Raw genomic sequence first — 12,406 nt, 5'->3', positions numbered from 1 at the left:
GTCCACCCCGCCCCTTCCGATGCCCGGGTCGGCGGGCACGGGCACCAGCACGAAGAGGTTCTCGCAGCCCTCCGGGGCCACCGAGCCGTCGGTCGCCGACGGCTTGCACACGTAGAGCGACGCCGGGTCGGGCACGCGGGTGGGCTGCTCGAAGATGGCGTCGAAGTTGGACTGCCAGTCGGCGGTGAAGAACAGCGAGTGGTGGGCCAGCTCGGGCAGCGGGCCGCGGACGCCCAGGTTCACCAGCACGGCTCCCGGTCCGGAGGTGGCGCGCTCCCACCAGGCCTCGGGATAGGTCTGCAGCCGCTCGGGGAGCAGCCGGGTCTCGACGTGGTGCAGGTCGGCCGCCCCGACCACGACGTCGGCCGGCAGCGTGCGCGGCTCCCCGTCGGCGTCGAGGTAGCTGACCCCCACGACCCGGGCGCCCCTCCCCCGCCGGCCCGTCCGCGGCTCCGTCTCGATGGCGGTGACGCCGCAGCCGGTGTGCAGCTGCGCCCCACGGGCACGCGCCACCCCGGCCAGCGCCTCGACCAGCCGGGAGAACCCGCCGTCGGGGTAGCGGACGCCGTCGGCGAGGTCCAGCCAGCTCATCAGGTGGTACATGGCCGGCGCGCGGTCGGGCGAGGAGCCGAGGAAGACGGCCGGGTAGCCGAGCACCTGCCGCAGCCGCGGGTCGCCGAACCGCGCCGCGACGTACGACGCCAGGGAGCGGGAGAGGAGGGTGGCCAGTCGGGGGCCGTTGCGCAGCACCCGGCGGCCGGCGAAGGCGGAGGCGGAGGCGAAGCTGGTGTAGAGGAACTGCTGCACGGCGAGGTCGTAGACCTCGCGGGCCGAGGCGAGGTACGCCGCCAGCCGCGCGCCGGCCCCGGGCTCGACCTGCTCGAAGAGCCGGCGGTTGCCCTCCTCGTCGGCGGCGATGTCGAGGGGCTCCTCCTGGCCCTCGAAGAACACGCGGTAGCCCGGGTCGAGCCGGACCAGCCTCAGCTGCTCCTCCGTCGTGGTGCCGACCAGGCGGAAGAAGTGGTCGAAGACCTCCGGCATCAGCCACCACGACGGGCCGGTGTCGAAGCGGAAGCCGTCCTGCTCCCACGAGCCCGCCCGGCCGCCGAGCCCGGCGTTCTTCTCGAGCAGCCGGACGTCGTGGCCGTCGTGGGCGAGCAGGGCGGCGGTTGCCAGGCCGGCGACGCCCCCACCGATGACCACGACCCGCTGCGGCCTCCCGGGCCGGACCGGCCTGGTCACCGTGCCGGGCCGGGCACGGGCGTGCGCGGCAGGCCGCCCCGCAGGACGACCGCGGCGACGAGGCGCGCCTTGACGGGGTGCGGCACCCGCACGCGGCGCTCGCGCAGCTGGGCCGCCGGGGTCGCCCGCAGGCGCGCGGACAGGTCGGCGAACAGGTCGTGGGCGGCGCAGACGGCCAGCCGGCTCGACCGCGGGAGGCGGGGCACGACCCGGGCCGCCGCGGCCAGGTCGGCGTCGATGTCGTCGAGCAGCTCGTCGCGCTGGGCGTCGGTGAGCCGCTGGGGGTCGACGCCGGGGAAGTAGCTGCGGCCGAGCCCGTCGTGGTCCTCGCCGAGGTCGCGCAGGAAGTTGACCTTCTGGAAGGCAGCGCCGAGCCGCCGGGCCCCGGGGGCCAGCTCGTCGTACCGCGTGCCGGGGTCGGGGTCCTCGGCCACGAACGTGCGCAGGCACATCAGCCCCACCACCTCCGAGGACCCGTAGACGTACGTCGCGAAGCTGGCCGCGTCGTGCTCGCACTGGTCGAGGTCGGTGTACATCGAGGCGAAGAACGGCAGCACGAGCTCGGGCTCGATGTGGCAGCTCGCCGCGGTGCGGGCGAAGGCGTGGACCACCAGGTTGCTGCTGTGCCCGGTCTCGAGGGCGTGCAGCGTCTCCTCGCGCAGGGTGGTGAGGGCGTCCTTGCGCTGGGTGGCGTCCTGGCCGGGGCGGGGGGCGTCCACGATCTCGTCGGCGACCCGCACCAGCGCGTACACGTTGCGGACGTGTCGGCGCACGGGCTCGGTGAGCAGCCGGGAGGCCAGACCGAAGGAGGAGGAGTAGGCGTCGATGACCAGGGCGGCGCTCGCGTCGGCCGCGTGGTCGTACTGCTCGTGCGGCGAGCGCCGCGCCACCCCCGGCGACGCTCTCGGCCATCGCAGCTGGGGTCCCCGCATGGTGTCCTCCTCCGTCGGGCTTATGCTCCGGTCCAAGCCACTCGTGCGCGTCCACACCTGCCCTCCGGCGGGCGGCCCCCGAGCATGTTCAACAGCGCGTTGAGCAATTCCTCGACAGGTTGCTCAGATTACCGCACAACACCAGTACCCACTCGGACGCGACATTCCCGTCGTCCGGTCCCGGCTGCCGCGCGGGGTCGGTGTTCTCAGGCACCGCACCGGCGGTTTATCGTGTAAGCCCGCTGAGACGGACCGACAGCACGGACTGCTGTCCGGGCGCTGAAGGGAACACGTAGATGGACACGGTTGTCTGCGACGGCCTCCAGCCCCAGGGCGAGGTCGGTCACTTCACCTACGACGTGGCGGCCGACAGGTGGTGCTGGTCCGACGGCTTCTATGCGATCTACGGGTACGCGCCGCAGGAGGTCCCGGCGACCCTCGGCGTGCTCCTGGCCCACAAGCACCCCGACGACCGCGACCGCGTCGCGGCGACGGTGCGGCGGGCGAGGACGGTCGGCGGCCCGTTCAGCTTCTACCACCGCGTCATCGACCGCTCGCAGCGGGTGCGCTCGGTGCTCAGCGTCGGGCACGGTCTCACCGACGGCCAGGGCCGGGTGGACCGCATCGAGGGCTTCATCGTCGACCTCACCGCCGAGCGTCGCACCGAGACCGAGGCGGAGGTGCAGCTGGCATTGGCCCGGGTGGCGGAGAACCGGGCGGTCATCGACCAGGCCAAGGGCATGGTGATGCTGGCCACCGGGTGCGAGGGCGACATCGCCTTCGACCAGCTGCGCCGGTGCTCGCACCACGCCAACCTCAAGCTGCACGAGGTGGCACGCCGGCTCGTGCGGAGGGTCGAGGCCGGCGGACAGGGGGCCGACCTGGTGATGACGGTCCTGACCGAGGTGGTCGAGTCCTCCCGGCGGCCCGGCACCGACTCCGGCGGCCGGCCCGGGGTCAACGCCCTCGGTTGACCACGGCGCGCACCGCCGTCAGCCCGATCGACGCGACCAGCCCGCCGACCAGCCCACCGGCCAGTCCCACGATGTGCCCGAGCGAGCGTCCGTAGAGGTGGGCCATGCGCCGAGGTACCCGCCAATGCGGCGTCTACTCGTCGCTGGCCAGGTCGATCCAGTACCGGCGCCGGCCGCGGCGCGAGTCCTCCCACACCCCGCCGTTGCGCTCGATGGTCCGGGCCGAGGCCGTGTTGCCCTCCTCGCACGTCAGCAGCACCCGCTCCAGCCCGAGCTCCCGGGCGCGCCCCAGCGCCAGGGTCAGCGCCCGGGTGGCGTGCCCCCGACCACGACGCGACGGCCGTACGGCGTAGCCGATGTGGCCGCCCTCCTGCAGCAGGAGGTCGGTGAGCTGGTGGCGGATCGCGAGGTAGCCGACGAACTCCTCGTCCTCGACCATCCACCAGTAGTCGCTGTGGACCCGGCCCTCGGGCAGCGCGGTCGCGTGGTCGGACTGCTCGAGCAGCACCGGCACCCGGGCCGCGAGCGTCTCGACGCTGGCGTGGTCGGCGGTCAGGTCCCAGAGCCCGCTGCCGTGCATGGTGGTGCCGCCGAACTCGCGGACCGCCTCGATCCAGGAGTCGGCGTAGCGGAGGTCCGGCAGGACCAGCTCGACGACCACCGGGCGCGGGTCAGCGGACGGCCGCGCCGCGCTCACCGGCGTCGGTGAGCCGCGCCTGCTCGATCGCCTGGGCCTCGAGCTCCTCACGACGCGTGGTCTCGAGCATCTCCCTGGCCGCGTCGTACGCCCCGGGCTCGGAGACGAGGTCGGTGGCGCCCCGCTTGAGCCGGTTGAGGGCGGCGCGGCCGAAGATCTGCTGCTCGGTGGAGGTGCGCTCGGAGCGCCCGCGCCCCAAGAAGGAGACGGCCCAGTGCAGGATCGCGGTGACGCGGCTCTTGAAGCCGGTGATGTAGACCAGGTGCAGCACCAGCCACATCAGCCAGGCGAGCACGCCGGTGATCCGGAGCTTGCCGATCATCGCGACCGCGTTGAAGCGGCTGATGATCGCCATCGAGCCCTTGTCGAAGTACTTGAAGGGCTCCCGCGGCGCGCTGCCCTTCAGCCGGCCGTCGATCGTCTTGGCGGCGTACTTGGCGCCCTGGATCGCCACCTGCGCGACCCCCGGGAGGTTGTCGAGGGAGATCATGTCGCCGACCACGAAGACCTCGGGGTAGCCGGGGAGCGTCAGGTCGGGGTTCACCCCGATGCGTCCCGCCCGGTCGAGCGGGGCCCCCGACTGCTCGGCGAGGGTCCTGCCCAGCGGCGAGGCCTGCACGCCGGCGGCCCAGATCTTGGTGACGGACTTGATGCTGTCGGTGCGGCCGTCCTTGTACTTCACCTCGATGCCGCGCTCGTCGACGTCGGTGACCATCGCGCCGAGGATCACCTCGACACCGAGCTTCTCCAGCTCCCTGCGGGCCACCCCGCCGAGTCGCGCGCCGAACGGCGGCAGCACCTGCGCCGCGGCGTCGATGAGGATGACGCGCGCCTGGTGCGACTGGATGAGGCGGAAGTCCTCGCGCAGCGTGCGGTTCGCCAGCTCGGCGATCTGGCCGGCCATCTCGACGCCGGTCGGACCCGCGCCGACGACCACGAAGGTCAGCAGGTGCTCGATCTCGTCGCCGCGGTTGGCGGCGAGCTCGGCCATCTCGAAGGCGCCGAAGATGCGGCCGCGCAGCTCGAGCGCGTCGTCGATGCTCTTCATGCCGGGCGCGTGCTCGGAGAAGTGGTCGTTGCCGAAGTAGGACTGCGCCGAGCCGGCCGCCACGAGCAGCGAGTCGTACGACGTCTTGGTCTCGCGGCCCAGGACGTGCGAGGTGACCGTGCGGCCCTCCAGGTCGACGCCGGTCACCGTGCCCAGCAGGACCTGGGCGTTGTCCTGGCTCCGCAGCACCTCGCGCGTGGGCGGCGCGATCTCGCCCTCGGACAGGATGCCGGTCGCCACCTGGTAGAGCAGGGGCTGGAAGAGGTGGTGGGTCGTCTGGGCGATCATGGTGATGTCCACCTCGGACCCCCGGAGCGCCTTGGTGCCGAACAGGCCGCCGAAGCCGGAGCCGATCACCACCACGTGATGGCGAGAAGGAGCCTGCTGCTGGGACATGTGGTGCCCTTCTGTTGCGCTCTCTCGAGTCTCCATTGTGGCGCGCGGCACCCACCACCCCCCAAACGGGGAGGCAGTTCCGTTGGTCACAGGCGGTCCACGGCGCTGTTGAATCTTCAATTCGGCGTCGCCCGGGTTTACATTTCACGTCCCGCGGGTAGGCGGGACGTGGTTGGCTTGGACCCCGCACTCCCGCACTGCCGGACAGAGGAAGGCTCGTGCCGCTCGCGAAGCAAGCACTCCCGCTCGACGCGGAGCCCGGCGCGGTCGCGAACGCGCGGCGCTGGGTGGTCGAGGCGTGCCGCCAGCTCGAGCGTGACGACCTCATCGAGTGCGCGGAGCTGGGTGTCTCCGAGCTGGTGACGAACGCCGTCCTGCACGGTGAGCCACCGCTGTCCGTGCGCGTGCGCGGCACCCGCGAGCACCCGCGCATCGAGGTCGCCGACGCCTCGCGCCAGCAGCCCGAGCCGCCGCAGCCGGCCCTGTTCGAGGAGGACTCCGAGGAGGGCTTCCTCGCCACGTTCGGACGCGGGCTCTCGATCGTGGCGATGTCCTCCGTCACCTGGGGCGCCTCCATGGACTCCCACGGCAAGGTCGTCTGGTTCGAGCCCGCGCCCGGGATGCACGAGGACGCCTTCCGGGAGGGCGTGATCGACGTGCCCTCCGACGAGCCGGGCTGGGCCCCGCCCGCCGACGCCGTCCCGGTCCACCTGCTGGGCGTCGACCTCAAGCTCTACCTGGGCACCCAGAACCAGTACCACGACCTGCGTCGCGAGCTGCGGCTGCTGTCGCTGGCCCACGAGTCGGACTACCCGCTGGCCCGCGACCTGTCGACGATGTTCGTGACCTACGAGCGCCAGCTTCCTCAGGGCGCCGAGCTGCACGTCGACCAGCAGCTCCGGCGGGGCGCCACCCGCATGGACCTCACCGTCGAGTCGACCCCGGGCGCGGCGACGATCTTCTCCACCATGCTCGAGATGTTCGACCTCGCCGACGCCTTCTGCCGTGCCGAGCGGCTCCTGTCGACCGCACGCACTCCCGCGCAGCGCGACTTCCAGTCGTGGTTCCTCGGCGAGTTCATCCGGCAGATCCGCGGCGAGGAGCCCGTCGCGTGGTCCGCCCGCTCCAGCAGCGCCGGCCACCGCGTGTCGTGAACCGCGGCCGCGTGCGCCCCGCGGCCCTCGCGGCGGTGGCCGCAGGGGGCGCTCTCGGCGCCGTGCTGCGGTGGGCGGCGACGTACGCCGTGCCCGACGGCTCCGGGCTCGCGTGGACCACCTCCGGGATCAACGTCAGCGGGTCGCTGGCCCTGGCCCTGCTCCCCGCCGTGGCCGCCCTTCGCGACCGGCCGCTGGTCGTGCTCGCCCTCGGCCCCGGCCTGCTCGGCGGCTTCACCACCTTCTCCGCCTATGCCGAGCAGGGCCGCGGCCTCCTCGACGACGGCCGGCCGGTGCTGGCACTGGGCCACCTGCTCGGCACCGTCGTGGCGTGCCTGGTCGCGGTGCACCTGGTGCGCCGGGTGGTCGCCGGCGCGGCGGCCGACGACGAGGTCGACCCGTGACCGTGCTGCTGGTCGCGCTGGGCGCCGCCGTCGGCGCGCCGCTGCGCTACACGCTCGCGCACCTCCTCGACGGCGAGCTGCCCCGCGGCACGCTGGCGGCCAACGTGCTCGGGTCCACGCTCCTCGGGTTCCTCACCGCCGCGGGCCCGGGCGAGCACCTGCTGGCACTGCTCGGTGCCGGCTTCTGCGGCGGCTTCACGACGTGGTCGTCGCTGGCCGTCCAGACCGAGGAGCGCGGCTGGTCGGTCGGGGGCGGCTACCTCGCCCTCACCGTGGGGCTGTCGATGGCCGGCTGCACCCTGGGATTCCTCGCGGGGAGCTAGGCGTAGCCGAGGTCGTGGAGCCGGTCGTCGTCGATGCCGAAGTGGTGGGCCACCTCGTGCACCACCGTGATCCGCACCTCGTCGACGAGCTCGTCCTCGCTCTCGCACATCCGGCTCAGCGGCCCGCGGAAGACCAGGATCCGGTCGGGCAGCTCGAACGCGTGGTTGCTGGCCCGCTCGGTCAGCGCGACGCCGTCGTAGTAGCCCAGCAGGTCGGGGTCGTCGGCCGGCGGCTCGTCCTCGACCAGCACCACGACGTTGCTGATGAGCGCTGCGAGCTCGTCGGGGATCTGGTCGAGCGCCCGGTCGACGAGCGCCTCGAACTCCTCGGGGGACACGTCGACGGGCATGGGCCGAGCCTAGGAGACGCGGGAAATGCGAGGACGCTCCGGATCGATGATCCGGAGCGTCCTGGTGGCGACCCCGACGGGACTCGAACCCGCGGCCTCCGCCGTGACAGGGCGGCGCGCTAACCAACTGCGCTACGGGGCCTCGTGGTGGTGCTGCTGTGGTGGAGCGGTGGAACTCTAACCCATGCCCGGCGGTGACTCCCAATCGGGATCGACCCGGACCTCAGGTGCACCCCCAACGGGATTCGAACCCGTGCTACCGCCGTGAAAGGGCGACGTCCTAGGCCGCTAGACGATGGGGGCCTGCGCCCTCGCGAGCGCTGTGCGACTGCGGGTCAGCATAGGGGCGCCCGCGTCGCGCCAACAAATGTCAGGCCCCCGCCTGCTGTGCGGTCCGGGTCGCCATCTCGTGCAGCCGCACGGCGCACTCGGCGGCCACGGCCACCGCGAGCTCGGCGGCCGACTCGCCCTCCACCTCGGGCACGACGTGGTGCACCGTGCCCGACCGCTGGAGGTCGACGGCCCGGACCTCCTGCTGCTCCGACATCTCGGCCGCGTGGCTGGTGTCGCCGCGGTGCACGATCGCGCTTGCCCCCTCGGGCGGCAGCGGGGCGAGCCAGGCGTTCTCGGCGGCGATCACCGTCTGGCCGGGCAGCAGCGCGAGCGCCCCTCCCCCGCAGCCCTGTCCGAGGACCACCGACAGCGTCGGCACCGTCATCGTCACCAGCTCCGCGATGCACCGCGCGATCTCGCCGGCGATCGCTCGCTCCTCGGCGTGCTGCGACAGCGCGGCGCCGGGGGTGTCGATCACGGTGACCAGCGGCAGCCGGAGCTCCTGCGCCAGCCGCATCCCGCGGCGGGCCTCGCGCAGGGCGCCCGGGCCCATCGGCGTCTCGACGCTCTGCCGGGTCCGGTCCTGGCCGACGACCACGCACGGCTGGCCGTCGAGCCGGGTCAGGGCGACGATCAGCGTCTCGTCGCGCTCGCCCTCGTCGGTGCCGGCGAGGCGGAGCGTGCGCGAGCCGGCGTGCCGGAGGAGGTCGCGCACGCTGACCCGGTCCACGGTCCTCGTCAGCCGGATGGACTCCCACGCGGAGCGGTCCGACCGCAGGGGGCCGGTGCGGCGGCCCAGGGCCGGCCGGTCGGGCGGGTCGACGAGCACCGCCAGCGCCCGGTCCACGAGCTCGGGCAGGTCCTCGGCGGGGACGACGGCGTCGATGACCCCGCGCGCCGCGAGGTTCTCGGCGCTCTGCACCCCGGCGGGGAACGGCTCCCCGTTGAGCGCCTCGTAGACCTTGGGACCCAGGAACCCCACCAGGGCGCCGGGCTCCGCCACGGTGACGTGCGCGAGCGAGCCCCACGAGGCGAAGACCCCGCCCATGGTCGGGTTGCGCAGGTAGACCAGGTAGGGCAGCCCCGCGGCCCGGTGGGCCATCAGCGCCCGCGAGATCTCGATCATCCGCACGAACGCCGGCGTCCCCTCCTGCATGCGGGTGCCGCCGGAGGCCGTGGTGGCGAGCACCGGCAGCCCCGCGGCCGTCGCGCGGCGTACGGCGGCGGCGATGCGGTCGGCTGCCGCCCGGCCGATGGACCCGGCGAGGAAGCCGAACTCGTTCGCCACGACCGCCACCGGGCGACCGCGCATCAGCCCGCGGCCGGTGACGACCGACTCGTCGGTGCCGGCCTTCTCGGCCGCCCGCTCGAGGGTCTCGCGGTACGCCGCGGGGTGGCCGGAGATGTCGATGGGCTCGTCCCACGACTCGAAGGAGCCGTCGTCGAGCACCAGCCCGAGCAGCTCCTCGACGGTCCAGCGGTGGGTCATCCGTGGTCGTCCTGGAGCCAGGCGCGGATGGCGCCGCCGTGCTCGTCGAGGACCGGCGGGGCGCCGTGGTCGCGGCGGGTGACCTCCTCGCCGCCGGCGGCGAAGAAGCGCAGCGGCGGCCCCGGGAGGGTCACCGTGCCCAGCGTGCTGTGCTCGACGTCGACGAGCAGGCCCTGGCTGCGCGTCTGGTCCCAGGCGTAGACCTCGTCGAGGGTGCGCACCTTGCCCGCGGGCACGCCGACCTCCGCCAGCCGGGCGAGCAGCGCCTCGCTGTCCCAGTCGGCGAACGCCGCCTCGACCACCTCGATCAACCGCTCCCGGGCGCCGACGCGCTCGGCGTTCGTGGCCAGGCCCTCGCCCTCGGGGTCGAGCCCGAACCCCTCGCAGAACCGGCGCCACAGCCCCTCGCTGCCCAGCGCGATCTGCACCGAGCCGTCGCGGCAGCGGAAGAGGCCGTACGGCGCGATCGAGGGGTGGTGGTTGCCCTGCGCCCGGCCGACCTCGCCGGCCACGGTCCACCGCGTGCCCTGGAAGGCGTGCACGCCGACGACCGAGGCGAGCAGGGACGTGCGCACGACGGTCCCCCGGCCCGTCCGGTGGCGCTCGTTGAGCGCTGCGAGGACGCCGTACGCGCCGTACATGCCGGAGAGCAGGTCGGCGATCGGGGTGCCGACGCGCTGCGGGTCCTCGGGCCCGGAGCCGGTGAGCGACATCAGGCCGGCCTCGCCCTGGGCGATCTGGTCGTAGCCGGCGCGGCCGCCCTCGGGGCCGTCGTGGCCGAAGCCGGTGATGGAGAGCACGACCAGGCGCGGGTTGCGCTCCTGCAGGCTCTCGATGCCCAGGCCCAGCCGCTCGAGCACGCCGGTGCGGAAGTTCTCCACCAGGACGTCGGCCCGGTCGACGAGCCGCAGCAGCACCTCGCGGTCGGCCTCGTCCTTGAGGTCGAGGGCGATCGACTCCTTGTTGCGGTTGGCGGAGAGGAAGTACGTCGACTGGCGCTCGTCGGCCTCGCCGACGAACGGCGGTCCCCAGCCGCGGGTGTCGTCGCCCGTGCCGGGGCTCTCCACCTTCAGGACGCGGGCGCCGAGGTCGCCCAGCATCATCGTGGCGTGCGGGCCGGCGAGCGCGCGGGAGAGGTCGACGACGAGGACGTCGGCGAGCGGACCGGTGCTCTGCTGGTCCATGGCCGTCACCATCCCGGCAGCACGAGGGCCGCCCACACGAGGAGCGGACCGGCGAGCGTGACGATCACGCCGTAGGTGAGGATCTGCTTGTAGTAGACCGGCTCGCTGATGGTGTCGGGCCGGTTCGCCAGCATCAGCGCGCCGTTGGTCGAGAAGGGGCTGACGTCGACGATCGTCGACGACACCGCGAGCGCCGCGACGAACATCCCAGCGCTGATGCCGCCGTCGGCGACCAGGGGCACGCCGATCGGGATGATGACCGGCAGCAGCGCGGTCGAGGAGGCGAAGGCGGAGACCACGCCGCCGACGTAGCAGAGGATGAGCGCGCCGATGGCCACCGCGCCCAGGCCCGCGGCCCAGCCGCCCACGAACTCCGGCGAGCCGGCCGTGGTGAGGATCGTGGCGTAGGTGCTCACCCCGGCGACCAGCAGCACCGTCGGCCAGGCGATCTGCTTGACGGCGTCCTTGTGCTCGTTCGGCGAGAGCATCGCCAGGATGACGGCGGCGGTGATGGCGACGAAGCCGATGTTCTTGTCGAAGACCAGCGCGATGAGGGCCACGGCCACGAAGGCGATGAGCGTGAGGGCCTGGTCGCGTCGCACGCCGACCGCCGAGGTCCGCGACTCCGTCGTGGTGCCCGTGCCGCGGGCGGGGACCGAGGCCCCGCCGTGGTGCAGGTCGTCGTCGAGGGTGTCCGGGTCGTCGGGGTCGACGCGCCGGCTCATCAGCTCCCGGCCGCCGAGGACCACGAAGAGGATGGCGGCCATGATCGTGTTGACGACCAGGCTGGCGAGGAAGACCGTGATCTCGCTGGACGGCAGGCCGGCGTCCTCCATCACCGAGTTGGTGATCGTGCCGTAGATGCTGATCGGCGAGAAGCCACCGGCCTGCGCGCCGTGGACGACGAACATGCCCATCATCAGCGGGCTGATGCCGTGGCGACCGGCGAAGCCGAGGGCGATGGGGCCGATGATGGCGCACGCGGCCGGGCTGACCGCACCGATGCCCGTGAGCACCGCGGTGACCGCGAACATCACCCAGGGGATGAGCGCCACCCGGCCCCCGACCGCCCGCACGGCGGTGCGCACGATCACGTCGACGGTGCCGTTGTTGCGCGCGATCGCGAAGAGGTAGGTGACGCCGATCAGCGTCAGGACGAGGTCACCGCTGACCCCGGCGAGGATCTCCTTCTCGTCCAGGTCGAGGGCGTACATCCCGACCAGCCACGCCGCGACGTACGCCAGCGCTCCCATGTTGATCGGCAGCACCGTGCCGACGACGAACAGCGCGACCAGGGCGATGATCGCGACCCATTCCGGTCCCATCTCTGCCTCCCGACGAGCCCGGGGTCTGGGTGACCGCCATGACGGTTGGCTCAGTGGACTAGCCGATAGGTCAATCGACCTCTCGTCAATAGGGTGGCCCCATGTCGGACCGGACGGAGCGCTCGGAGACGGGCCGGGCCGCCGCCAGTGCCGTGCACGCCCACGTCGAGACGGTCGGCGACGTCGCCGTCCTGCGCGACGAGCGGTGAGCCCGCTCGAGCAGCTGGCCGTGCTGGTCACCGGACTCGCTGCAGGCGTCCTGTCCTCCACCGTCGGGGTGGCGTCCCTGCTGAGCTTCCCCGTGCTGCTCGCCGTCGGCCTGCCGCCGGTGGTCGCGAACGCGTCCAACACGATCGGCATGGCACCCGCCGCGATGAGCGGCTCCTTCGGCTATCGCGAGGAGCTGCGCGAGCACGCCGGGCTGACCGCCGCCGTGCTCGTCGCCTGTGGGGTCGGCGCCGTGGCGGGCGCGTTCCTGCTGCTCGCGCTGCCGTCGTCGGTCTTCGAGGCGGTCGTGCCCTGGCTCATCCTCCTCACCTGCCTGCTGGTGGGAGC

14 protein-coding genes and 2 tRNA genes are annotated in these 12,406 nt (G+C 73.1%); 5 read left to right on the top strand and 11 right to left on the bottom strand.

Features of this window, described 5'->3' with window-relative positions:
- Positions 1 to 1,242 (bottom strand): phytoene desaturase family protein (gene crtI / locus QZX64_RS01160; protein ID WP_295656273.1); only part of this gene is annotated, 1,242 nt, incomplete at its 3' end.
- Positions 1,239 to 2,174, bottom strand: coding sequence for a squalene/phytoene synthase family protein (locus QZX64_RS01155; RefSeq protein ID WP_295656272.1), 936 nt, complete (start codon positions 2,172 to 2,174; stop codon positions 1,239 to 1,241). The genes crtI and QZX64_RS01155, both read right to left, overlap by 4 nt.
- A 296-nt stretch (positions 2,175 to 2,470) precedes the next feature.
- Here QZX64_RS01155 and QZX64_RS01150 point away from each other — a divergent pair, with 296 nt between their 5' ends.
- A complete protein-coding gene (locus tag QZX64_RS01150; RefSeq protein ID WP_295656270.1) occupies positions 2,471 to 3,148 on the top strand; it encodes a PAS and ANTAR domain-containing protein in 678 nt (225 codons plus the stop codon).
- Here QZX64_RS01150 and QZX64_RS01145 read toward each other — a convergent pair.
- Genes QZX64_RS01145 through QZX64_RS01135 form a run of 3 tightly spaced genes read right to left on the bottom strand, consistent with a single transcriptional unit; the run spans position 3,132 to position 5,289 of the window.
- Entirely contained in the window at positions 3,132 to 3,254 is a 123-nt protein-coding gene (locus tag QZX64_RS01145; RefSeq protein WP_295656268.1) for a hypothetical protein, read from the bottom strand. The two genes, QZX64_RS01150 and QZX64_RS01145, sit on opposite strands and share 17 nt — an antisense overlap.
- A gap of 27 nt (positions 3,255 to 3,281) precedes the next feature.
- A complete protein-coding gene (locus QZX64_RS01140; RefSeq protein WP_295656266.1) occupies positions 3,282 to 3,809 on the bottom strand; it encodes a GNAT family N-acetyltransferase in 528 nt (175 codons plus the stop codon).
- Between the two features lie 10 nt (positions 3,810 to 3,819).
- A complete protein-coding gene (locus QZX64_RS01135) occupies positions 3,820 to 5,289 on the bottom strand; it encodes an NAD(P)/FAD-dependent oxidoreductase (protein ID WP_295656263.1) in 1,470 nt (489 codons plus the stop codon).
- Between the two features lie 218 nt (positions 5,290 to 5,507).
- Between QZX64_RS01135 and QZX64_RS01130 the strand changes: the two genes are divergently transcribed.
- Genes QZX64_RS01130 through QZX64_RS01120 form a run of 3 tightly spaced genes read left to right on the top strand, consistent with a single transcriptional unit; the run spans position 5,508 to position 7,170 of the window.
- Positions 5,508 to 6,443: an ATP-binding protein gene (locus QZX64_RS01130; protein ID WP_295656261.1), complete on the top strand. Its 936-nt coding sequence runs from the start codon at positions 5,508 to 5,510 to the stop codon at positions 6,441 to 6,443.
- Complete coding sequence (locus QZX64_RS01125; RefSeq protein WP_295656259.1) at positions 6,401 to 6,847, top strand: CrcB family protein; 447 nt, start codon at positions 6,401 to 6,403, stop codon at positions 6,845 to 6,847. Before QZX64_RS01130 ends, QZX64_RS01125 begins: the two co-directional genes overlap by 43 nt.
- Complete coding sequence (locus tag QZX64_RS01120) at positions 6,844 to 7,170, top strand: CrcB family protein (RefSeq protein ID WP_295656256.1); 327 nt, start codon at positions 6,844 to 6,846, stop codon at positions 7,168 to 7,170. Before QZX64_RS01125 ends, QZX64_RS01120 begins: the two co-directional genes overlap by 4 nt.
- Here QZX64_RS01120 and QZX64_RS01115 read toward each other — a convergent pair.
- The 6 genes from QZX64_RS01115 to QZX64_RS01090 form a co-directional block, all read right to left on the bottom strand.
- Positions 7,167 to 7,520, bottom strand: coding sequence for a metallopeptidase family protein (locus QZX64_RS01115; RefSeq protein WP_295656255.1), 354 nt, complete (start codon positions 7,518 to 7,520; stop codon positions 7,167 to 7,169). The genes QZX64_RS01120 and QZX64_RS01115 overlap by 4 nt on opposite strands.
- A gap of 65 nt (positions 7,521 to 7,585) precedes the next feature.
- Positions 7,586 to 7,662, bottom strand: a tRNA-Asp gene (locus QZX64_RS01110).
- An 88-nt stretch (positions 7,663 to 7,750) separates the two neighbouring features.
- Positions 7,751 to 7,823, bottom strand: a tRNA-Glu gene (locus QZX64_RS01105).
- A 67-nt stretch (positions 7,824 to 7,890) separates the two neighbouring features.
- A complete protein-coding gene (locus QZX64_RS01100) occupies positions 7,891 to 9,342 on the bottom strand; it encodes a carboxyl transferase domain-containing protein (RefSeq protein ID WP_295656253.1) in 1,452 nt (483 codons plus the stop codon).
- The gene (locus tag QZX64_RS01095; protein ID WP_295656251.1) at positions 9,339 to 10,526 is read right to left on the bottom strand and encodes a CaiB/BaiF CoA-transferase family protein; all 1,188 of its coding nucleotides are present in this window, start codon (positions 10,524 to 10,526) and stop codon (positions 9,339 to 9,341) included. Before QZX64_RS01095 ends, QZX64_RS01100 begins: the two co-directional genes overlap by 4 nt.
- Before the next feature lie 5 nt (positions 10,527 to 10,531).
- Complete coding sequence (locus tag QZX64_RS01090; protein ID WP_295656249.1) at positions 10,532 to 11,851, bottom strand: SLC13 family permease; 1,320 nt, start codon at positions 11,849 to 11,851, stop codon at positions 10,532 to 10,534.
- 205 nt (positions 11,852 to 12,056) lie between these two features.
- Here QZX64_RS01090 and QZX64_RS01085 point away from each other — a divergent pair.
- The coding region (locus QZX64_RS01085; RefSeq protein WP_295656247.1) for a TSUP family transporter at positions 12,057 to 12,406 on the top strand (350 nt) is incomplete at its 3' end.

Origin of the sequence: uncultured Nocardioides sp. (genome assembly GCF_902805925.1) — a bacterium.
GTDB lineage: Bacteria > Actinomycetota > Actinomycetes > Propionibacteriales > Nocardioidaceae > Nocardioides.
The sequence above is the reverse complement of the archived record's forward strand: the minus strand, read 5'-3'. Positions and strand labels throughout refer to the sequence as shown.